Here is a 21730-nt window from a genome sequence, read left to right as displayed (position 1 = left end):
ATCATTTTTTGATAACTGGAATCTTTTTTAACTTCATAAGGGCTAGTTATGTCCCAGCCCCTTTTTATTGATGTTTTTTAAACCACAGGCTCTGCCTGTGTGAGAATTAAACTTGTAGAGTTGTAACAGAAAAATCTCCTTTCTATATAATAGAGTTGGCCGTCAAACCGACTCTATATATAGAAAGGAGATCTACTCATGTCGAGTGACAATAGTTTATCACACACCCGATGGAATTGTAAGTATCACATAGTCTTTATACCCAAGTACAGAAGGAAAGAAATTTATGGCAAGTTAAGAAGAGACATCGGGGTGATCTTAAGACGTTTATGTGAGATGAAAGATTAGAAATTATTGAGGCTCATGCCATGACTGACCACATCCATATGCTGGTTAAAATACCACCAAAAATGTCAGTGTCTTACTTTATGGGCTACTTAAAAGGTAAAAGCTCTTTAATGATCCATGATAGACATGCCAACTTAAAATACAATCATGGAAACCGCACATTTTGGGCTAAAGGTTACTATGTCAGTACAGTAGGGCTCAATCAAAAAACTGTGGCAAAATACATTCGTGAACAAGAATCGGAGGATAGACTACGAGACAACATGAGTAAACGTGAATACGTCGATCCATTTAAAAATAGGTAGGAAGATAAACGGTTGACGGTCAATTCAGAAGCCCCTTTAGGGGTCTCGTTGGTAAAGTGCCCTTATAGGGCGAAACTAAAACCGCCCGTTTTACGGGCGGATAGTTATTAGGGAAAAATGAAGGGCTGGCAGCATCCAAGCCGTTAGATAGAAAGAAAGTAGAGAAATGATTAATCCAAAAATAAAAAGCTGACGTTGTGCTTTCGTCAGCTTTTTAACAGGAGATATTGTGTATTCATTAGCCTTTAATTTCTGAAATAATGGTTGCGATTGCAAAAAATCCAAATGCTAAAGCTGTAATTGCTGAAAATCCTAATGCGAAAATATTTTTGTATTTCAATTGACGAATTACAGATACAATCGCAAGTAAAGCTACAGCCAGAAATAAAACTGCTAAGACAATATGCATGAGACTTATCCTCCTTGTTTGCTTCCTAACTTGTCATTTGTTGCTATAGGAAATTCATTTGTATTATTATGTAACTAGTCCAGTTATAATATTTATTTTATAGTATTATATGCCGTTTGTCGAGGCAAAACGTAGAAAACATTTTCATTATAAGGTTAGGGAGGAATTTTGTTGGATATTGAAAGAATGTCTTTAGGACCATTGGGTACGAATTGTTATCTTGTATATGATAATCAACAAGCTTTGATCATTGATCCAGGTGGAGAATCAGCAAAAATTATTCATTTTTTATCGGAGAAAAATATCGAGCCATTAGCAATTCTCTTAACACATGGGCACTTTGATCATATTGGAGCAGTTGATGACTTACGTAAATATTATAAGGTCGAAGTTTACATACACAAACTGGAAGCTTCCTGGCTTGAGGATCCTCAAGCAAACGGATCATTGTACTTTATGCAAAGGGGAATTCTTACAAGTAGACCGGATCGATTATTGCATCCAGGAAAGATGGCTATCGGTAATTTCCATTTTGATGTGATCCATACGCCTGGACATTCACCAGGAAGTGTAACTTTTATCTTTTCTAATGCAAAGTTTATTGTCAGTGGTGATGTTTTATTTAATGAAGGAATAGGGAGAACAGACCTTCCTGGTGGAGATATGAAGCAATTAGAAGATAGTATTATAAATCAATTATATCGATTAGATGAATCTTTGGTTGTATACCCAGGGCATGGTCCAAAAACTAGTCTTATTCATGAGAAAAAGCATAATCCTTTCTTTTCAATCTAAGTATTAGAGTAACACCAATCGATTTATTGTAATAATGGATAATTAGAAACACTCGGGTATAACCAAATTTTTATCCTTTCTTATCTTTGAACAAAAGCGCAAGCGCCCGAATTAGAAACGTAGCGACTGGAGCGAGTTAACGGAGATAAAGGAAACACGGTGAGCTTGCGAGCCAACGATGACTTAGATGAGGGCGATTTGTGAATTCGCTTCGTTTCTAGGTGCTGGAGCTGGACGCGACTAAACACGCCCATAAGTATCTACATGGATAAATTTTTTCATTTCCTGAATTACGAAAAAACCCTTCTTATTACAAGAAGGGTTTTTGGGGGATGTGCTCTGCTCTTTAAAAATAGGGATATAAGTTAAGCTACTAGTAATACTATATAGGGATAAAAACGACATGTCAATAGAATATCAAAAAAATAACTTGAATTTAAGATATTTAAGAGCTGTATCGCAATACACTTTGGAAAAAAGAACAAAAGCGGAAGCGCCCAATTAGAAACGTAGTGACTGGAACGAGTCAACGGAGATAAAGGAATCATGTTGCTCTTGCAAGCCAATGATGACTTAGATTAGAGTGATTCTTGTAATCGCTTAGCTTTCTGGAAGCCGGTCACCACGCCCATAATTTTCCACATGGGCAAATTTTTTCATTTATAAAACTAAAAAGAAAGAGTCTCTGCTTAAATCTAAGCAGAGACTCTTTCTTTTTAATGTCCGAAACCAGGTACGAGTATAAATTCTGAATACCATGTAAAACCAATAAAAAATATAGTACAATAAGCTCCGAATAAATACATATACATGCGTTCAGATAGTTTTAAATAACTTACTGCTAGGAAAAAGGCTGTTTGTACAAGGAAAAGAAGTGCAGTTTTTTGCATATCTCCTATGTAGAACATGACTGTAAATATCCCTGTCCAAAAAGCAAGCACACGAAACATACGATCCATGCTTTCCCCTCCTTTTGGTAACCTTATCATTGTTATTATAAACGAGTATTTAGATCTTGTAAACGAAATGTGATGAACAAATATTGATGAAAAAAGGAAAATATCATTTTAGTCATGATGTTACATTCTATAGGGTATCCCTTGTCATATTTATTTATTCAGAAATTCATTGGTGATGTCTAAATAACCAAAAATATGAAATGTGAATGGAGTAACTGTTGTGGCGGAAAAAAGGACCTTATACTTTCCGGTTGCAAGTAATGTGACTACTACTGAAACGTTACCTTCTGGTAGATGATATAAATTCCTTTTTAGGTCTTTGTCCTTGAGCAGATCTTTCTTTAATTTTTCCCTCGTTATTTGAATTAATGATTCCATTTTTACTTGCTCTAGTTGATGAGCAGTCATTTGTTTATTGTTTTGATAAAGCTGGATATTCGTAATGGTTGCTATTAATACTAACGCGATCGTAAACATGACCATAGGTAACATAAATCCTTTTTCGTTATTCGTATAAGATAATATCTTTTTCAAACGTATCTCCTTCCGTGGATGTAATAATTATTTGGAATCCATAAGATAGTGGGGCTAAAGAGAAGTCTTTAACACCACGTACGTATATTTCATGTCCCAATCCATTAACTTGTCTACGAATGAGCTCTTGATATAGCTCAAAAGATACGGTAGCTCCGTTACTCTCGAGCAACAGTTTATTAGCAACAATTCGAAAATCTGTTGCTTGCATCACTTCATTTCTTAAATGCTGAAAAAACTGTTGAATTGACAGTTCATGGATATCCGATTGATTACTGATACTCTTTAACAAATAACTTAGAAAAGGCAAACTTATTACTAAGATAGTAACCATGATAAGTGTAGTGATAAAACTAAACCCAGATTGTTTATGTTGGCTGTCCGTATAAACAAAACTTCTCTTTCCTTTTTTTGGCATTTTCCCATTGAGCACATCCCTTCACGTATTTACTTAAAACCTGAAATGAATACTTTACATGGCTATTAGCTATCACTTTGGTGTAGTTGACTTCTTGTTTATCCTTCTCTTCCCATAGAAAGAGCTGTAAGCTATCATGTAAATCATTTGCTATTAACCTGCGCGTACTTAAGACCTCTCTTTCCGTTTGCATAATAGATAGTATAGGAACCAATGTTAATACTGCACTAAAAAGAATAGCAGCAGAGATAATTACTTCAATTAGAGTAAATCCGTTCATTTTTTTCAATTCGATACCTTCCTTTACCAAAAGGGAAAACAATTTTGTATCTGGCTGTAGGGGAATAGATATAAAAAGTTCTTGGGTTTTTAATACTTCCATTTATATCAAATTCAATAATTGGATTAATGAAATAATCGATATGCCAGCCTTCAGGTAGGTTTCTGTCCGGAATAATTTTACGGTTAGACCTAAGCGCATAATATTTATTTTCATTAAGAATAAGTTGGATTCTATTCGTAGTTAGAGAAGACATATGTTGAATTGTCATTATGTCAGACTCTAACGTTTGAAATAATGCGTTTTCCTTCATTTTTTCTAAAGCATATACGATTGGAGGAACACTGAGCCCGACCATTATCATCAGCATACTTAGTACAACCAACATTTCGGTGAGCGTAAAGCCTTTCGTATCATGTAGCCGGGACACTGACTTTTCCAGTCTCTCTATTATAGTTTAAAGGTGTTTTATTACTGCAGCTCTTCTGTTCTTCCTTTATATACTTTGGAACCATCGCATCTAAGCTTGTAGGATATATTCCTGATTCAGCATAAACAGTATCTACTTGTGCTTGAACTACAGCTACAAGAGCTTTACAACCTTTGCTATTTACATCTTTACTTTTCTCACTAAGATTTGGAACAATAAGTATGATTAATACGGAGATAATCATTAAAACGATTAGCATTTCAATTAAAGTAAAACCTTTATTATCAGATGGCATAAAGTATCCTCCTTATATTGATTTGATGAGTTGAAACATAGGTAGCATTAAAGTGATATAGATAAATAAAATAAAACTGGCAACAATGATGAAGAAAATAGGTTGAATATACGTAATAATTTGAAGCATCTTCCGTTGAAACTCCTCCATTAGAATTTGTGCGTATATACTTAAATCTTTTTCTAATGTTTCTGTATTGCTATTTTTTTGAAAAATATTGGTTAGTTTTTTCTCTAGAAAAGTAAATTGGGATAATAGAGTAGGTAACTGCATACCTTTAGCTAATTGTTCTTTCATTAAATTTGCATAGTAGCAAATAATTGGTTGTTTATCTTGATTATTCATTTGAATTAGAATGTCTTTAAAGGAAATACCAGTTTTAATTAATGAACTGAATTGATTAGCAAAAAGAAAGGATGTTTGTAGTTTTAAATAGGTACGGAAAAGAGGGAGTCGATTGTATAATTTTATTTGATTTTCAATGGAGATACGAGGTTTATAAAACTTCCAAAAAATAGAAAAAGTGAGGGTTGCGATGATACTCAGAAAGAAAATAATTCCTAACCAATCTAAGATTAGCATAGCTAGGACAATTGATGCTGACGATCCCGGACTTGATTCATATAAATCGAGAAATGATGGAAGTACGGATTGCTTCAATATAAACAATAGAGGGATAAAGATACAACATAAAATAAGTGGATATCGAATGATCTGTTGGAACTTCTGAATGTATTGCAATCGATACTCGTACATATCTATACATTTAGATAAATTATCCTCTAGATTTTGATTAGAACGTGCAAATAGGAGGTAACTCGTTATGGAGGGATGGAAGGAAACAAGTTGCATAGCTTCTTCCATGGAATAACCATTTTCTAATGCCTGCTTAATTTGTTTGGCGGCACATTCCAGTTCGTTGTCCCAAGCTATTACTGTTAGTGCATCAATTAACGAATAACCATTTATACGTAAGCGATGAAGCCTTTTAAGAAATCGCAATTGGGTATCAGGTGTCATTGTTTTCTTGTGTTTGTTGATAATATGTTTCAGAAATGTATCCATAAGCTAAAGCCTTCCTTCGTAAGTGATCAAAGGTTTGATAACCAGTTAAACGATTGAATTCCTTTCCTTTTATGTGTTTTTCTAATAAGGTTCCATCGAGTAATTCTAAGATTGCTCCTCGACGATTTGCGTGTTTTATAGTGGAGATTGGAATAAGTTGGATGGAAGCAATTGCAATTAAGGATTGAATTAAATCAGCAGTGGTTAATCCAAATTCCTTTAATCGAAAAATTGTCCCTAGACCATGGGTTGCATGGATAGTACTTAATACTAAATGACCAGACAACGATGCTTCTAAAGCAAAATGTGCCGTACCAGCATCTCGAATTTCACCAACCATAATAATGTCAGGGTCGTGACGAAGCGCTGCTTTAAATCCCGACTGATACGTAATTCCGGCTTTTTCATTCAGCTGAACTTGCAAAATATCTTCCAGTTCTTTTTCAATAGGGTCCTCTAACGTGATGGCTTGGAAAGGTTTATCCTTTAGAATGGAGGATAATATGGCATATAGGGTAGTGGTCTTCCCACTGCCTGTCGGACCTGTTATTAGAATTAGTCCAGAACGTTTGGTAATCCACCTCATCATGTGTTTCAATTGTTTTGGAAATAGAAATAGTTGATCAATTGGAAGGGTTTCTTCTTGAGGGAGAATTCTTATTGCTAGACTTTCGGTACCTTTAACGGGAAGTGTAGATAATCGTAGGGAATAGACGAGTGATTCTAAATAAAACTTAATGGTGCCATTTTGTGGTCTCCGAAGTTCACCGATATCCATTGATGAGTTAAATTTAAAGTAGGTAAGCAATAATTGATAGGTAGAAGCAGGTATGGATTTAAAAAATTGACGTTTACCTTGTATTCGAAAATAAATCGTCGCTTTTTCAGCTGATGGAGAAAAATGAATATCAGATGCTTCCATGATAATCGCATGATGAAGTATTTGTTCTGATAGCGCTACAGCAGGGTTCACAAACTTTCTCACCTCCTCTTGAATTCACAGTTAAGTAATTGATTCGACAATTATCTCGTATATCCTTCTTTTTTTTTACTGTTTTTTATTTTTCTAAGAATATTGATAAATGGATTGGAAAAACTAAAAGTACCTACATCTATGAAGGGAAGGTTATATGTCAACGAAAGATTATGTTAAATTTGTAACAGAACAAGTAGTGACGTATATGGATACGCCCGCTACGGAGAGAAAGAAACGAAAAATGAAACCGCAAAGTTATGACCCTATATATGGAAACCGTTGGTTAGGCGTCATTCCATTTGCTCTTCGAATTATGGTAAAGAAAAGAAATAAGCAGGCGTAACCTGAGCCTGCTTACACTATTTCAGAAGTTAAATAAAATAGACCTCCATTTATAACCTGATATGTGATTCTTGGCTGATACCTTTCATTAATTTCCTTTATTTCTTTTTCCATTTGCTCATTATCGTTATCGGATGTATAAAAATATTTTAGTAATTCTATTTCTGTTTGCAACTCCTCCAAAGCTTCGGAAGCCCACTCATGGTTTTGATTCTCTATATACTGATCAACAACTGCTTCTATTCTTCGATATCCACTCTTTAATTTAACAAGTGGTGATAGCGTATAACAAAAATCAGAAATAGTTGTATGCAATGGGATTGAATCTAATATCTTCATCATATCCGACTTCATCGTTCCATTAATTAGGTTTAATCCAATGGAGAAAAGCTCATCTCTTTTATACTTTCCTCTATAACTTACTTTAATGTTTGTTACTAACCAAGGGTAAAGAGCTGTATTTACCGTTGGATTAACTTTTTGGAATAATTTGGTATATTTCTCTTGCTGTTGTAAATAACCAATGATTTGTTGCAATCTTGGACTACCAAAATGAATCCATTCTCCTTCATCGTCACGTTTATTTGGATTCGTTATTAACGTTAATTGCATTGGTTCACCAGAGTGTCCCATTTTCTTCATGTAATGCCAATAGAACGGTCGATTCATCAAAGCTCGGTCCATTTCTTCTGTTAGTTGTATGGTTAGAACACCATCCTGATCGAGGAGTAGTGAGCAATGATGGGCAGTGAAAAAAGATTTTAAGAAGTTATTTAAGTCAGGTATTGCCATAATATTGTTCCCCCTCATAGTTAGTATCATGGGTTTGCTGGATTATTGCTGAAAGATTATTTAGCTTAACCTTAGCCTCTCCAGTTGTTGTTGACTCAGAATAAATTTCCTGTAATTCATGCTCAATGTCAGGTATAGCCAGTTCAGCCAAAATATCATCTAAGTGTCCAATTACTTGCTCAAAAAGATTTATTTTTTCATATAAAAGTTTCATAATATGCTCTTCAACCGTATCCTTAAGTGCAAAATTATAAATATGCACATCTTTATTCTGACCATATCTATGAATTCGGCCAATACGTTGCTCTAGTCGCATTGGGTTCCATGGTAGGTCGTAATTTATCATATAGTTACAAAATTGTAGGTTAATTCCTTCTCCTCCTGCTTCCGTAGCAATTAATACTTGTGCATGGTCCCGAAAAAGTTGTCGCATCCAATCTTTTTTCCCACGTTTAAATCCTCCTCTAAAAGGTACAGAGGAAATACCATTCTGTTGTAAATACCATTGTAAATAAAGTTGAGTTGCTCGGTACTCGGTAAAGATAATTATTTTTTCATTGCCGATTTCCTTTATAAGTTCAACAGCTTTTTCGGCCTTCTTATGGTTTGGTAGTTGTTCAATTGCCTCTGTTATCCGTTGAAAACCTTCTAGGTCAGGTTGTTCCGCTAGCATTTTCTTTAAGGATAAATAACAGGCCTCCCTTGAAGAACAGAATTCTCGAAGGAACGTAATTTTTGAAAAGGAAGGGAGGTATACCGAACTATCTTCCAGACTTTCATACACCTCTTTTTCCTCTTTTGAGAATTCGGTCCAAATCGTTTCGATATTTCGTTTGATTTGATTTAATCCAGTGTCCTTACGCGTGTTTCTAACCATTACTTTTTGAACAAGCTGCTTTAAATACATGTCCTGTTTCATATTTTTGCGATCTTTACCATAGCTCTTTAAGAACGTATCGTAATTACCTAAATGACCCGGTTTTAAAATGGAGACAAGGTTAAATATTTCTACAAGTTGATTTTGTACAGGTGTGGCAGTAAGTAATAGACAATATTTTTTCTTCAAAGAACGTACGAAGGCAAAATTCTTAGTTTTATGGTTCTTTAATTTATGCGCTTCATCTACCAGAACAAAATCATAGTCTAAATTTAATATAGTATCCCGATGTGGAGACCTTTTTGCAGTATCCATAGAAGAAATGATAATGTTCCCTTGTTCCCAGCTCATATTCTTACGATAAGCAACTGCTGGTATGTAGAACTTTTCATTTAATTCCTTTTCCCATTGGTTCACTAATGAAGCGGGGACAAGAATTAATGCTTTGTTAACTAGTCCACGTATCATGTACTCTTTTAAAATAAGGCCTGCTTCAATTGTTTTACCTAATCCCACTTCATCAGCTAAAATTGCACGGCCATTCATTTGTTCAATTACTTGTTCTGCAGAGCTTATTTGATGGTTTAAAAAATCTACATGTGGCAAAAACTCCAGTGCACGTAATCCTTTAAAGCTTGGGGTCATTGTCGTTTTCTCTGCGTGAAAAGCCATGGAGAAAAGCTCCCATGAGGAAATAGGTTCATTCATTTCTAACCGATTTTCAAGTTCATTAATAAATGTTGAATCTTTCTCTATGTGAATGGATTTCATCATATACTTCCTTTTTACTAAGATTATTTAGAATAGCTATTTTATCTTTTTTAATATGTGATATAATAATTCACAGTAAAATAGATTTTTCATTGGTATTGTTACATAGTATAACCAACTCTACATTTTTTCATAAAAGCGAATGAATACAAGGGGAGAGCTTACAAAGAGGGGAAAGGTTATTTCTTCTATGTAACGCCGAAGGAGCAAGCCGAAGCGAATCTCTCAGGCAAAAAGACTCTTGTAGGACGCAACTCTGGAGAGTGTTTACCAGTATACCTGTGTAAACCACCCACGAAGCAAGTACGAACTATTCTACGAATTCGTATGCAACTTTCTGGTAGAAGGACAGAGATTTCATTGTAATACAATGAAATCTCTATTTTTTTGAAATTTGAAATTACAGACTATTATGATTGCTAAGGGAGTGGAGGGAATGAGTGAGTTAAAACGAACACCGTTGTTTTCGGCATATGAGAAATATGGTGCGAAGACAATTGATTTTGGTGGATGGGATTTACCGGTACAATTTACAGGTATTAAGCATGAGCATGAAGCTACAAGAACAAAGGCTGGATTATTTGACGTTTCCCATATGGGAGAGATTACGGTAAAAGGTCCAAAAAGCTTAGATTTTCTACAGAAAATGGTTACAAACGATGTTGGCAAATTAACACCTAATCGAGCTCAATATACCCTTATGTGTTATGAGGATGGCGGAACTGTGGATGATTTCCTTATTTATATGCTTGATGAGGATGATTATTTACTTGTTGTAAACGCTGCAAATACAGATAAAGATTACCAATGGTTAGTAAGTCATAATACATTTAGTGATTCCGAAATAACGATTGAAAATGTTTCCAATGAGATTGTTCAACTAGCATTACAAGGACCATATGCTGAAGAAATTCTGCAAACGGTAACGGAAACGGATCTATCCGATATTCGTTTTTTCCGATTTCAACAAGCTGTTCAGCTAGGGCAATTAAATGATACTGCGCTCGTCTCACGTACAGGTTATACCGGCGAAGATGGATTTGAAATTTATATCTCTGCTAAAAGTGGTATTGCACTGTGGGAGCTGATTCTTCAAGCTGGTAAAAATAAAGGACTTGAACCAATTGGGCTAGGTGCAAGAGATACGTTACGCTTTGAAGCTAATCTACCTTTATATGGACAAGAAATTTCAAAAGAAATTAGTCCAATAGAAGCGGGTCTTTCTTTTGCGGTAAAGGTAAATAAGCAAGCAGATTTTATTGGAAAACAAGCTTTGCGGTACCAAGTTGAAAATGGAGTAGAGCGAAAGCTAGTAGGTATTGAGATGGTGGATAAGGGAATTCCACGAACAGGCTATGAAATTTATCATAATGATGACTATGCAGGATTTGTCACTTCTGGAACACAAGCTCCTACACTGCAAAAAAATATCGGTCTAGCACTTATTCGAACAGAACTAGCAAATGAGGGTGTGGAATTAACCGTACAGGTAAGAAAAAGAAAATTGTTGGCGAAGGTTGTAAAAACGCCATTTTATAAAAGAGAAAAATAGGGGGAAACAAGATGGAATTTCGTTATTTGCCTATGACAGATGGAGATAAGCAAGAAATGTTAAATACCATTGGAATTGATAGTACGGAAGAACTTTTTTCTGATATACCAGAGAATGTTCGCTTCAATAACGAATTAAACTTAAAGAAGCCTGCGAATGAATATAAGCTTAAAAAAGAACTTACAGATATGGCAGCTAAAAACGCCAATTTAAAACAAAACCGTTCGTTTCTAGGAGCTGGTGTCTATGATCATTTTATTCCTTCCGTCGTTGATCATGTGATCTCAAGATCAGAGTTCTATACCGCTTACACTCCTTATCAGCCAGAAATATCACAGGGTGAGCTACAAGCAATTTTTGAATTCCAAACGATGATTTCTGAACTTACAGGAATGCCTGTAGCTAACTCTTCTATGTATGATGGGGGTACTTCTTTAGCCGAAGCTGTTAATCTAAGTGCTGCACAAACGAAAAGAAAAAAAATCCTTGTGTCTAAAGCTGTTCATCCACAAAGTCGCGCGGTTATCGAAACATATGCTAAGGGTCCCGGATTAGAAATTGTAGAAATTGACTTACAGGATGGGAAAACGGATGTCAATCAATTAAGCGATGCGATAGATGACGAGACAGCAAGTATTGTTGTGCAATACCCTAATTTCCTTGGGCAACTTGAGCCAATGGAGGAAATTCAAACATTGTTAGAATCGAAAAAGAAGACAATGTTTATCGTTTCAAGTAATCCGCTTGCTTTAGGCTACTTGACTCCTCCCGCAGCGTTTGGTGCTGACATTGTTGTAGGAGATACACAGGTGTTTGGTATACCTGCACAATTTGGCGGACCTCATTGTGGTTATTTTGCTACTACCAAAAAATTAATGCGAAAAGTACCTGGTCGATTAGTTGGTCAAACAACAGATGAAGACGGCGTTAGAGGGTTTGTCCTTACCCTACAGGCAAGAGAGCAACATATTCGCAGAGACAAGGCTACTTCTAATATTTGCTCCAATCAAGCACTAAATGCATTAGCTAGCTCAGTGGCAATGAGTTCCATTGGCAAGCATGGGTTACGTAAAATGGCGGCTATTAATATGAAAAAAGCTCGTTACGCCAAACAAGTACTGCAGCAAGCAGGAGTCACTGTTGCCTATGAGGGTGCGTTTTTCAATGAATTCGTAGTAAAATTAAATAAGCCAGCAGCTAGTATAAATGATCGCCTCTTGGAAAAAGGATTTATTGGTGGTTATGATCTTGAAAAAGATTATCCTGGATTAACAGGATATATGCTAGTAGCTGTTACAGAAATACGTACGAAAGAAGAGATTGACCAGTTTGCAAAAGAATTGAGGGATATCAATGGCTAATCAGGATTTTCCACTTATATTTGAACGTAGTAAACTAGGCAGAACGAGCTACAGTCTACCAGAATTGGATGTGCCAGATGTTGATTTGAATGCAGAGTTAGGTAATAAATACATCCGTACAGAAGCTCCGGAATTACCGGAGGTAAGTGAATTAGATATAATGAGACATTACACGGGGCTATCCAATCGTAATTATGGTGTTGATTCAGGATTTTATCCTCTAGGATCTTGTACAATGAAATATAATCCAAAAATAAATGAAGATGTGGCCAGAATGGATGGATTCAGTCATATACATCCTGATCAGCCAGAAAAAAGTGTTCAGGGTGCAATGGAGATGATGTATGATCTACAGAGTGCCTTACGAGAAATTACTGGAATGCATGAAGTCTCCTTACAATCAGCAGCTGGAGCACATGGAGAGTGGACTGCTTTAATGATGATCCGTGCATTTCATGAGGCAAATGGGGATACCGAGCGTACTAAAGTCATTGTACCAGATTCTGCACACGGTACTAACCCAGCATCAGCTACAGTTGCAGGTTTTGAAGCTGTAACGGTTAAATCGAATGAAAAAGGGCTAGTAGACTTAGAAGATTTAAAACGGGTTGTAGGAGAAGATACTGCGGCTCTCATGTTAACAAATCCGAATACATTAGGACTATTTGAGACAGAAATTGTGGAGATGGCTAAAATCGTTCATGATGCTGGAGGGAAGCTCTATTATGATGGAGCAAACCTTAATGCAATTATGGGTTACGCTCGTCCTGGTGACATGGGATTTGACGCAGTCCATTTAAATCTTCATAAAACCTTTACAGGACCTCATGGTGGTGGTGGACCAGGTTCAGGACCGGTTGGTGTCTCAGCCGAATTACAACCTTTCTTGCCAAAGCCATTACTAATTAAAAAAGAAGATCAATTTGTTTTTGATTATGATCGTCCGCAATCAATTGGTAGAGTCAAGCCTTATTATGGTAATTTTGGGATTAACTTAAGAGCTTATACGTATATTCGAACAATGGGAGCAGAGGGGCTGAAGAAAGCAAGTGAATACGCTGTCCTTAATGCAAATTATATGATGCGAAAATTAGAAAAAGAATACGACCTTCCATTTAAACAACATTGTAAGCATGAATTTGTTCTATCAGGAAAGCATCAGAAAAAATTGGGTGTCCGCACCTTAGATATTGCTAAGCGATTGTTGGATTATGGTTATCATCCGCCTACCATTTATTTTCCATTAAATGTAGAAGAGGCATTAATGGTAGAGCCAACAGAAACGGAATCAAAAGAAACATTGGATGGATTTATTGATACAATGCTAACGATAGCTGATGAAGCAAGGAATGAACCAGAATTGGTTCAAGATGCTCCACATCAGACAATTGTCAAGCGTATGGATGAAACTACTGCTGCGCGCAAACCGATTTTAAGATATGAAGCTAATTCAGAGTAATGTTATAGAAATAAGTACTGTACGTGTACAACGAATAAATATGTTTAACATAAAACCAGCCTTTTGGAACAAAGGCTGGTTTTATGTATCTTCATAATCGTTTGGATCAGTAATTACTTTATTTTACCAGTCCATTTTTTAAAGCCACCTTTTAAAACATTAATATCTTCGTAGCCTTTTTTATGCAAAAGCTGTGCCGCTCTGGCTGCGCGTGATCCACTCTGACAATAAAGATATACTGGTTTATCTTTTCGCATTTCAATTAAGCGCTGGCGCATTTGTGTGACTGGTATATTTCTAGCACCAAGAATATGACCACGTTTAAATTCTTGTGGTTCGCGTACATCTATAAGTTGCGCTTTGCGGTAACCTTCACGGAATTGTTCTTCGGTTAATGTTTTTAAGTACATTCGCTGTCTAAAGAAACGAAATACACCGAATGCGATAAGAACAACGATGAATATTACTAATAATTCCATTCTTTTTCCCCCGTCTATCACATTTATCCCACATATAACTGGCAATAAGCCCTCATTTCAAGCAATAAAGTGAAACTGTTATTGGTCAGTGAGGGATCGACTGCCAGTAAATGTCCGATTAGATCAACTAACAATCAGTGGGGGAATAAACAAGCCTCCCACTGATTGAAGTTTCCCTTTATACATCCTCTATTATAGTTTGTATACCAATATTTTTCAAAAGTTATTCTTTGTAAATTGCCTAAATGACGAAGAAAAAAATAGAAAAGCTTACTGTTAGGAATTTTATGGAAAAATTCATGATAACGCTTGTTTAACTTTCTTATTTCCTGTATCCTATATATAGAAACAGTTTTGCACTAGACTAAAAATTATTCTTGGAAGTGAGGAAAATTAATGCCTACTCCTAGTATGGAAGATTATATTGAACAAATTTATAACTTAATGGAATCAAAAGGATATGCAAGGGTATCGGACATTGCAGAAGCACTTGAAGTTCATCCTTCTTCCGTCACAAAAATGGTACAAAAATTAGATAAAGACGAATACTTAAACTATGAAAAATATAGAGGTTTTATTTTAACTCCAAAGGGAAAAAAAGTTGGAGAACGACTCGTCTTTCGTCATGAATTATTGGAAGAGTTTCTAGAAATTATTGGTGTAGAACACGATAATATATACGATGATGTTGAAGGTATAGAACATCATTTAAGCTGGAATTCGATTGACCGAATTGGCGATGTGGTTAATTATTTTAAGCACGATGGAGCAAGAGTGGAAGAACTTAAAAAAATGCATCGAGAAGCAGAGGAACAATAGCTCAGAACAGCAAAGACTGAGACAAAAGTATTTGATTTATAGATCATGAGTCTGAGACAAAAGAATGAAGAAACAATAAAATGAAGTGCCCCCTGTCAAGTAGACAGTGGAAATAATAAAACTGACTTAAGCGGTTTTAGCTCTAAATTCGATAGGGCTAAGGCCGTTTAATCGTTTTTATATCTATCATAATTATAGAAATGTATATAGTTCTCTATGGATGCAGATAATTCTTCAAAGGACTCATATTTATTTAAATAATACTTCTCGCTTTTCAGTGTTCCCCAAAAAGATTCCATCGGTCCATTATCAATACATCGTCCGACTCGTGACATACTTTGCTTCATGTTTGCGGCATCTATCTTTTGCTTAAACATTTTAGATGTATACGGATACCCCGATCACTATGAATAAGCGGGCGATCTCCATCTAGAAGCTCGATAGCTTGATCAAGCGTTTTAAATACAAGTTGATTGTTATTGGAATTCCCTAAAACGTAACTAACGATAGAACCGTCATATAAATTGAGATTAGCGCTTAAATAAGCTTTCTTTGCGTTACCATATTTAAATTCTGTTACATCTGTTACCCATTTTTCATTGGGGTTATTCGCCGTGAATTCACGGTTCAATATATTCTCAGAGATATGTTGAGGGAGTGTGCGTTTATGCCATTTTTTCTTTCTTCGAATGACAGATTGTATACCGGCTATTTTCATCAATCTATAAATACGTTTGTGATTGAAGGTCTACCATCTCTTGCATAATCGCTTTATTCTGGAGTTCCTGTGCTGAAGGCTTTCGTTTCAGCCACTTATAGTAAGCTGACCGATGAACAGCTGCAATATCACAAAGTAATCGAATACGTAGGTTTTCTTTTTCATTTACTTTCTGAATGGCAACATACCTGTCTTCAAATCGTACGGTACTTAATTTCTCCTCCTTTCGATCTCCTCTAACTTTTTTAAAAACAAATTCTCCGCACGTAAACGTTCATTCTCTTTTTCAATTCGACGCATCTCTAGCTTCAGCTTTTCTTCAGCTGTTAATTCTTCTACCCCTTTGGAGCGACCTCGACCATCTTTTAATGCATCCCAGCCATCAGCTTCATATTTTCGCACCTATTGATATACTTGTTGATATGATACGTGATACTGTGCTGTTTGTTGATAATTCTTATCATTCCCTAACGCAGCTTGTACGATTTCTATTCGTTCTTTCCACGTTGTTTTTCTTCCTTTAGTCATAGCGTTTACTCTCCCTTTTCTTGCATCCTTTAACTCTCTATGACCATTATACTTCTTTATCCAATCCGAAAGCACGGATTTACTGGAGATATGATACTTTCTTAAGATATCGCGCATAGAATACGTTCCTGAAATATAATCCTTAACTGCAGCTGCCTTTATTTCATTAGGATAACGTCTAAACGTTTTTGAGTACTTTAAACCAAGGATCCCATCTTTTTCAAAATTCTCTACCCACCTATAAACTGTAGACATATTAACTTGATATTTTGCGGATAACTGGCTATGTGTTAAACCATTCTTAAAAGCCATCAATACTTCATATTTCCATTCTACTGAATATGATTTGTGAGTCATAAAAACCCCCCTAATGTAGAAGCAGATTTTTATTTTTTAATCTGTCTACCTTAAGGGGACCATATCAGAAATTAATTATCATTCGTTTTTTTGATTGGAATCATTCATTTAGTACCTGAAATAAACGAGACTCAGGTGGGAACAGCACGAGTTCGAAGATCCACTTGGTAACGTGTTTTTCTTTACCAAGTTAGCTGAGGTCGTGCCCGAGGAAAGCGCGTATATTTTCACGGTGCGGCGATGATACTCCTGTTGATAACATGATTATTCGTATTTTGAGTAAAGAAGTTGTGTTTTATCCCAGCCCTCTATTTGTTTACTTCAAACAGGTTTTCCCATCTCTTCACCAAAATACTACACTTCCTTGGAAAGCAATGATCACTTTCCTGCGGGATCTTCAGCTCGTACTTTTGCAGCAAGATAAGGAAGAGTTCGGAAGCGATTCATCGTTCGCAGAAAAGCCTCTTTCTTTTTCAAGGAGTCTACATATTTTGACTACGCTGCGTATCAACAATTATCCCACATATAACTGGTAAGACCCGCACTTCAAGAATAAAGTGAAATCAATATGGATAAGTGAACGGGGGTTCGACTATCAATACATGTCCGATTGGTTCAAAGCCCTTGGTGTCATACCTTTGTGGTACTGACATCAATGGGGGATAAATAAAACCCCACTAATTGAACTTTCACTTTTGGGTTAACTATTTTGATTTCATCTTGGACTCATTTTTATAAAGTCTTTCATTTATCAGTTCTAATTTGTTTTCTTTGTGCTTAAAGATATATAAAGTGTGTTTTACTAGCTTAAATAATGGTATTAATGTTATTGCATCTAAAACAATCACAAGGTTTTGAAAACGGATTAGAGGAGACAACATATGAAAATAGATGGTGTTTTTTCTGGCGGAGGTGTAAAAGCATATGCATTTGTTGGCGCGTTAAAGCGTGTAGAAGAACATGGGCTGATACTTGAACGTGTTGCAGGGACTTCTGCAGGAGCAATTGTAGCATCATTACTTGCTGCAGAATATACCGCTTCTGATATTCAAAACATGTTAGATGAGTTGGATTTGCAGAAGCTTATTGACCCTCCAGCTCTTACAAAGGTTTTGCCATTTACGAAATGGGCTTTTTTATATTTTCAATTAGGAATTAATAAAGGGAATAAGCTTGAACGTTGGGTATATGATAAACTAGCACGAAAAGACATTTACACATTTAAAGATATAAATTCGAGTTACTTAAAAGTTGTGGTAAGTGATATATCTTTAGGAAGGCTGGTCGTTATTCCGGATGATTTAGAAAGGATTTACGACATTAATCCTGAAACGTTCCCAGTTGCTAAAGCAGTGAGAATGAGCGCTGGATTTCCTTATTTCTTTATACCTAAGAAATTATCGAGTAGTAAAAATAAGAAGAGTATCATAATCGATGGAGGACTACTAAGTAATTTCCCTCTATGGGTATTTGAGGATAGAGATAAGAAGATAAGTAGACCAATTTTAGGAATGAAATTGAGTGAATCTACGCTAAATAATATAGCGCCTAGGAAGATAAATAATGCATTAGATATGTTCCATGCATTGTTTGTAACAATGAAAGAAGCTCATGATTCACGATATATTTCAAAGTCACAAAAAAACAATATTATTTTTATTCCCATCAAGAATGTTGGTAGTATAAATTTTGATATTCGTGAAGAAACAAAAGAACAATTGATTGATACAGGATATCGTAGTGCTAAGAAATTTTTAGAACATTGGCCAAGATAATAAGTTTGCAACACAGTTACATACTAAGACCGCGCTTTGAATTAAAAAGAAGCGCGGTCTTTTCGTTTGGCTTTATTACCTTCAATCACACGTAGATGAGTTGCGCGTTTATTGCGTTTCTTTCGTGGTTGAATAGATTGCTGTGTTTTCCCAGCAGAAACAGGATTTTTTCTTGGTTGTGTATGGTCATATTTTGCTTTGGATTGTTTTACAGCTTGTTTATATTTTTTCATTTCGTTAGATGTTGCTCTCTTTCTAAGAAAAACAAAATAAAAAACAGCAAATATAGCAAGACCTATACCCAGTGAAATAAAAAGATTACTAAAAAAGTTTGTCGTATTTGTAAACAACTGTGATATTAGACCAATAGCTGCTAGACCTATAATGATGTAAACAGGGATGGATAATCTTGTACGTTTCATTGTGTGTGTCCTCCTTCATTATTCCAATAATTGACTTGTATAAACTCTATACCACTTTCTCATCATGGTATATCATTTTTTACATACATTTTTCAAAGAATTACATGGTTACTAACTTTGAAATGCTAACTTACTATAAATTCTTTCCGGATTCATGTAAATTATTCTAAGCTTTTCTTTTTATTTTACTGGAATTAAGCTTGGTTAACTAGATTAAAATTGGAAATTATTAAGTAAAGCGATGGTTTATAGGATTGGTTTACAAGCAATTGGTCATAATATGGAATGGAGGTGGTATTATGAGTGAGCAAAATCAACAACTTGAACAGAATAAACAGGAAACGCCAATGACAATTTTATCAAGGTCACTACTTACAGGATTTATTGGTGGATTGTTATGGAGTACATTCGGAACAGTTCTTTATTATTTTAATTTTTCCGAAGTAGCTCCGAAATCATTTGTATTAAGCTCTTGGTTTCATGCGGAGTGGATCGATACATGGCTTGGTAATGTTGTAACAATCTTTTTAATTGGCCTTCTATCCTTATTAACGGCACTTATTTATTTTGGGTTATTCAAGAAGATTAATTCCATTTGGGTAGGTGTGGCTTACGGTTTTTTATTATGGGTATTGATCTACTATATCATGAATCCAATCTTCTCAACAGTTCCAAAGGTAGCTGATTTGAATATGAATACCATCGTAACAACAATATGTGTTTTTATTTTATATGGTACGTTTATTGGATATTCCATTTCCTATGATTATCACGATTTTCACAGGGCTGATGATAATAAGAACTCATAATACCCATTGTGTTATTCAAAAGAAGCGCTTTATGATAAACTGAATACATCCATATATGCTATAGATAATAAATAGAAAGGGATGAGTTTATGGAGAAACTAACTAAATTTAGGGCTGCTTTTGAATCAAATCAAGTAGATGGAATTTTAATTACGAGTGCGATAAATAGACGTTACATTTCTGGTTTTACAGGTACGGCTGGAGTAGCTTTAATTAGTAGCAATGATGCACGATTTATAACAGATTTTCGATACACAGAACAAGCCAGTACACAAGCAAAAGCATTTAAAGTAGTTGAACATAAGCAGGGTATTGATTTAGAGATTAATGATCAGTTAAAAGAAATGGGAATTAAACGACTTGGTTTCGAAAAGGATCATGTGACGTTTAGCCAATATGAACAATATAAAAATACGTTAGATGTTGAATTAGTTCCAGTCAGTGGTATCATAGAAGAGCTGCGACTAATTAAGACAAGTGATGAGTTAGAAATCATGAAAAAAGCTGCAAAGATCGCTGATGATGCATTCGAACATATTCAATCTTATATTAAGCCAGGTGTTAAAGAAATTGATATCTCTAATGAATTAGAATTTTTTATGCGTAAGCAGGGTGCTACGTCATCCAGCTTTGACATTATTGTTGCTTCTGGAGAACGTTCTGCATTACCTCATGGTGTAGCTTCAAACAAGGAGATACAATCAGGTGAACTTGTTACATTAGATTATGGAGCATTATATCAAGGCTATTGCTCAGACATTACAAGAACGGTTGCTGTTGGAGAAATTAATGAACAACTTGCATCTATTTATCAGATTGTGTTAGAAGCACAACTTAGAGGGGTTACTAGCATAAAGCCAGGTATTACGGGAATCGAAGCAGATGCTGCTACTAGAGATTATATTACAGAACAAGGTTATGGTAAGTACTTTGGACATTCAACTGGTCATGGATTAGGACTTGAGGTACATGAAGGTCCAGGACTTTCTTTTAAGTCAGAAAAGAAATTGGAGCCTGGAATGGTAGTAACAGTAGAACCGGGAATATATGTACCTTCAGTTGGTGGATGTAGAATCGAGGATGACATTGTGGTTACAGAAACAGGAAATGAAAGATTAACATTTGCAGCAAAAGAATTAATTCAGTTGTAACGGGAGGAATACTAGATGATTTCAGTTAATGATTTTAAGACAGGTTTGACTATTGAGGTGGATAATGGGATTTGGCAGGTGATCGAATTCCAACATGTAAAGCCAGGGAAGGGGGCAGCTTTTGTTCGTTCTAAACTACGTAATTTACGTAATGGAAGCATTCAAGAGAAGACTTTTCGTGCCGGTGAAAAAGTAGGGAAAGCACACATAGAAACGAAAAAAATGCAGTATTTATATGCTTCTGGAGATTCTCATGCCTTCATGGATACAAATACGTATGAACAAATCGAGCTCTCGTCAAGTCAAATTGAATATGAATTAAAATTTATGAAAGAGAACATGGAAGTATCTGTCATTACCTATGAAGGCGAAATCCTAGGAGTAGAACTTCCTAACAACGTAGAATTAGAGGTTACGGAAACAGAACCAGGAATTAAAGGTGACACTGCAAGTGGCGGATCGAAGCCAGCCACACTCGAAACTGGACATATTGTTCAAGTGCCATTTTTCATAAACCAGGGTGATGTCCTGATAATTAATACGTCTGATGGAAAGTATGTTTCTAGAGCCTAATATATCGACTTCACTTACATAACAGTCCTTTAAGGGCTGTTTTTTTAATAAGTTAAGAAAATATAAAATCAGTGCAATGACTGCGTTAAGCCAAGTAGTTATTTTGAAATGTTTGATGTATATTGGCAATG

General features: G+C 35.5%; 23 protein-coding genes, 2 pseudogenes and 1 riboswitch. Of the genes and pseudogenes, 11 read left to right on the top strand and 14 right to left on the bottom strand.

Going from position 1 to position 21730, the window contains the following annotated elements; genetic code table 11:
• Positions 1 to 198 precede the first annotated feature (198 nt).
• Positions 199 to 653: pseudogene (gene tnpA / locus ABDZ84_RS13610) on the top strand (IS200/IS605 family transposase).
• A gap of 238 nt (positions 654 to 891) precedes the next feature.
• On the opposite strand, the gene ABDZ84_RS13605 reads toward tnpA, so the two are convergent.
• Positions 892 to 1062 (bottom strand): DUF2759 family protein, encoded by a 171-nt coding sequence (locus ABDZ84_RS13605; protein ID WP_080668670.1) that lies wholly within the window; start codon positions 1060 to 1062, stop codon positions 892 to 894.
• Between the two features lie 171 nt (positions 1063 to 1233).
• Here ABDZ84_RS13605 and ABDZ84_RS13600 point away from each other — a divergent pair, with 171 nt between their 5' ends.
• Positions 1234 to 1857, top strand: coding sequence for an MBL fold metallo-hydrolase (locus ABDZ84_RS13600; protein WP_026681143.1), 624 nt, complete (start codon positions 1234 to 1236; stop codon positions 1855 to 1857).
• 716 nt (positions 1858 to 2573) lie between these two features.
• Here the strand turns inward: ABDZ84_RS13600 and ABDZ84_RS13595 are convergent.
• The 8 genes from ABDZ84_RS13595 to comGA all read right to left on the bottom strand — a co-directional run bounded on the left by ABDZ84_RS13595 (position 2574) and on the right by comGA (position 6811).
• Positions 2574 to 2816: a DUF2626 domain-containing protein gene (locus ABDZ84_RS13595; protein WP_026681142.1), complete on the bottom strand. Its 243-nt coding sequence runs from the start codon at positions 2814 to 2816 to the stop codon at positions 2574 to 2576.
• Between the two features lie 150 nt (positions 2817 to 2966).
• On the bottom strand, positions 2967 to 3350 hold the full coding sequence (locus ABDZ84_RS13590) for a hypothetical protein (RefSeq protein ID WP_026681141.1): 384 nt from the start codon (positions 3348 to 3350) through the stop codon (positions 2967 to 2969).
• On the bottom strand, positions 3322 to 3768 hold the full coding sequence (locus ABDZ84_RS13585) for a competence type IV pilus minor pilin ComGF (protein WP_080668669.1): 447 nt from the start codon (positions 3766 to 3768) through the stop codon (positions 3322 to 3324). The genes ABDZ84_RS13590 and ABDZ84_RS13585 overlap by 29 nt, the downstream gene beginning before the upstream one ends.
• Positions 3719 to 4048, bottom strand: a complete 330-nt coding sequence (locus tag ABDZ84_RS13580) for a type II secretion system protein (protein WP_343781904.1) — start codon at positions 4046 to 4048, stop codon at positions 3719 to 3721. The genes ABDZ84_RS13585 and ABDZ84_RS13580 overlap by 50 nt, the downstream gene beginning before the upstream one ends.
• Complete coding sequence (gene comGD / locus ABDZ84_RS13575) at positions 4026 to 4478, bottom strand: competence type IV pilus minor pilin ComGD (protein ID WP_161629270.1); 453 nt, start codon at positions 4476 to 4478, stop codon at positions 4026 to 4028. The genes ABDZ84_RS13580 and comGD overlap by 23 nt, the downstream gene beginning before the upstream one ends.
• Positions 4462 to 4773 (bottom strand): competence type IV pilus major pilin ComGC, encoded by a 312-nt coding sequence (gene comGC / locus ABDZ84_RS13570; RefSeq protein ID WP_026681138.1) that lies wholly within the window; start codon positions 4771 to 4773, stop codon positions 4462 to 4464. Before comGC ends, comGD begins: the two co-directional genes overlap by 17 nt.
• Before the next feature lie 12 nt (positions 4774 to 4785).
• The gene (comGB, locus tag ABDZ84_RS13565) at positions 4786 to 5838 is read right to left on the bottom strand and encodes a competence type IV pilus assembly protein ComGB (RefSeq protein WP_026681137.1); all 1053 of its coding nucleotides are present in this window, start codon (positions 5836 to 5838) and stop codon (positions 4786 to 4788) included.
• Positions 5783 to 6811, bottom strand: coding sequence for a competence type IV pilus ATPase ComGA (gene comGA, locus ABDZ84_RS13560; protein ID WP_034678955.1), 1029 nt, complete (start codon positions 6809 to 6811; stop codon positions 5783 to 5785). Before comGA ends, comGB begins: the two co-directional genes overlap by 56 nt.
• Before the next feature lie 157 nt (positions 6812 to 6968).
• Between comGA and ABDZ84_RS13555 the strand changes: the two genes are divergently transcribed.
• Positions 6969 to 7157, top strand: coding sequence for a YqzE family protein (locus tag ABDZ84_RS13555; RefSeq protein ID WP_026681136.1), 189 nt, complete (start codon positions 6969 to 6971; stop codon positions 7155 to 7157).
• An 11-nt stretch (positions 7158 to 7168) separates the two neighbouring features.
• On the opposite strand, the gene ABDZ84_RS13550 is transcribed toward ABDZ84_RS13555, so the two are convergent.
• Positions 7169 to 7948, bottom strand: coding sequence for a YqhG family protein (locus ABDZ84_RS13550; protein WP_026681135.1), 780 nt, complete (start codon positions 7946 to 7948; stop codon positions 7169 to 7171).
• Positions 7935 to 9596 carry a DEAD/DEAH box helicase gene (locus ABDZ84_RS13545; protein ID WP_026681134.1) on the bottom strand — a complete coding sequence of 554 codons (1662 nt, stop codon included), beginning with the start codon at positions 9594 to 9596 and terminating at the stop codon, positions 7935 to 7937. Before ABDZ84_RS13545 ends, ABDZ84_RS13550 begins: the two co-directional genes overlap by 14 nt.
• Before the next feature lie 142 nt (positions 9597 to 9738).
• Positions 9739 to 9847, top strand: a riboswitch (glycine riboswitch).
• 185 nt (positions 9848 to 10032) lie between these two features.
• Between ABDZ84_RS13545 and gcvT the strand changes: the two genes are divergently transcribed.
• From gcvT to gcvPB, 3 genes are read left to right on the top strand one after another with little or no spacing between them, the layout of a single operon-like run.
• Positions 10033 to 11148, top strand: coding sequence for a glycine cleavage system aminomethyltransferase GcvT (gcvT, locus tag ABDZ84_RS13540; protein WP_026681133.1), 1116 nt, complete (start codon positions 10033 to 10035; stop codon positions 11146 to 11148).
• 11 nt (positions 11149 to 11159) lie between these two features.
• A complete protein-coding gene (gene gcvPA, locus ABDZ84_RS13535) occupies positions 11160 to 12509 on the top strand; it encodes an aminomethyl-transferring glycine dehydrogenase subunit GcvPA (RefSeq protein ID WP_026681132.1) in 1350 nt (449 codons plus the stop codon).
• Positions 12502 to 13968, top strand: a complete 1467-nt coding sequence (gene gcvPB / locus ABDZ84_RS13530; protein ID WP_026681131.1) for an aminomethyl-transferring glycine dehydrogenase subunit GcvPB — start codon at positions 12502 to 12504, stop codon at positions 13966 to 13968. The genes gcvPA and gcvPB overlap by 8 nt, the downstream gene beginning before the upstream one ends.
• 113 nt (positions 13969 to 14081) lie before the next feature.
• Here gcvPB and ABDZ84_RS13525 read toward each other — a convergent pair whose 3' ends face one another.
• Positions 14082 to 14447 (bottom strand): rhodanese-like domain-containing protein, encoded by a 366-nt coding sequence (locus tag ABDZ84_RS13525; RefSeq protein WP_026681130.1) that lies wholly within the window; start codon positions 14445 to 14447, stop codon positions 14082 to 14084.
• A gap of 396 nt (positions 14448 to 14843) precedes the next feature.
• On the opposite strand from ABDZ84_RS13525, the gene mntR reads away from it, so the two are divergent.
• Positions 14844 to 15266, top strand: a complete 423-nt coding sequence (gene mntR, locus ABDZ84_RS13520; RefSeq protein WP_026681129.1) for a transcriptional regulator MntR — start codon at positions 14844 to 14846, stop codon at positions 15264 to 15266.
• 126 nt (positions 15267 to 15392) lie between these two features.
• Here mntR and ABDZ84_RS21505 read toward each other — a convergent pair.
• A pseudogene (locus ABDZ84_RS21505) lies at positions 15393 to 16869 on the bottom strand (IS3 family transposase).
• An 881-nt stretch (positions 16870 to 17750) separates the two neighbouring features.
• Between ABDZ84_RS21505 and ABDZ84_RS13495 the strand changes: the two are divergent.
• A complete protein-coding gene (locus ABDZ84_RS13495) occupies positions 17751 to 18644 on the top strand; it encodes a patatin-like phospholipase family protein (protein ID WP_166530855.1) in 894 nt (297 codons plus the stop codon).
• Between the two features lie 41 nt (positions 18645 to 18685).
• On the opposite strand, the gene ABDZ84_RS13490 is transcribed toward ABDZ84_RS13495, so the two are convergent.
• Positions 18686 to 19066, bottom strand: a complete 381-nt coding sequence (locus ABDZ84_RS13490; RefSeq protein WP_026681127.1) for an SA1362 family protein — start codon at positions 19064 to 19066, stop codon at positions 18686 to 18688.
• 299 nt (positions 19067 to 19365) lie between these two features.
• On the opposite strand from ABDZ84_RS13490, the gene ABDZ84_RS13485 reads away from it, so the two are divergent.
• The 3 genes from ABDZ84_RS13485 to efp all read left to right on the top strand — a co-directional run bounded on the left by ABDZ84_RS13485 (position 19366) and on the right by efp (position 21599).
• The gene (locus ABDZ84_RS13485; RefSeq protein ID WP_026681126.1) at positions 19366 to 19875 is read left to right on the top strand and encodes a YqhR family membrane protein; all 510 of its coding nucleotides are present in this window, start codon (positions 19366 to 19368) and stop codon (positions 19873 to 19875) included.
• 89 nt (positions 19876 to 19964) lie between these two features.
• Positions 19965 to 21026, top strand: coding sequence for a M24 family metallopeptidase (locus tag ABDZ84_RS13480; protein ID WP_343781891.1), 1062 nt, complete (start codon positions 19965 to 19967; stop codon positions 21024 to 21026).
• Positions 21027 to 21041: 15 nt separating this feature from the next.
• Entirely contained in the window at positions 21042 to 21599 is a 558-nt protein-coding gene (gene efp / locus ABDZ84_RS13475) for an elongation factor P (protein WP_026681124.1), read from the top strand.
• Positions 21600 to 21730 lie beyond the last annotated feature (131 nt).

The sequence above is a fragment of the Virgibacillus salarius genome, assembly GCF_039521925.1.
GTDB lineage: Bacteria > Bacillota > Bacilli > Bacillales > Amphibacillaceae > Virgibacillus > Virgibacillus salarius.
Note: the sequence above shows the minus strand (reverse complement) of the source record. Positions and strands in the feature narration are given on the sequence as shown.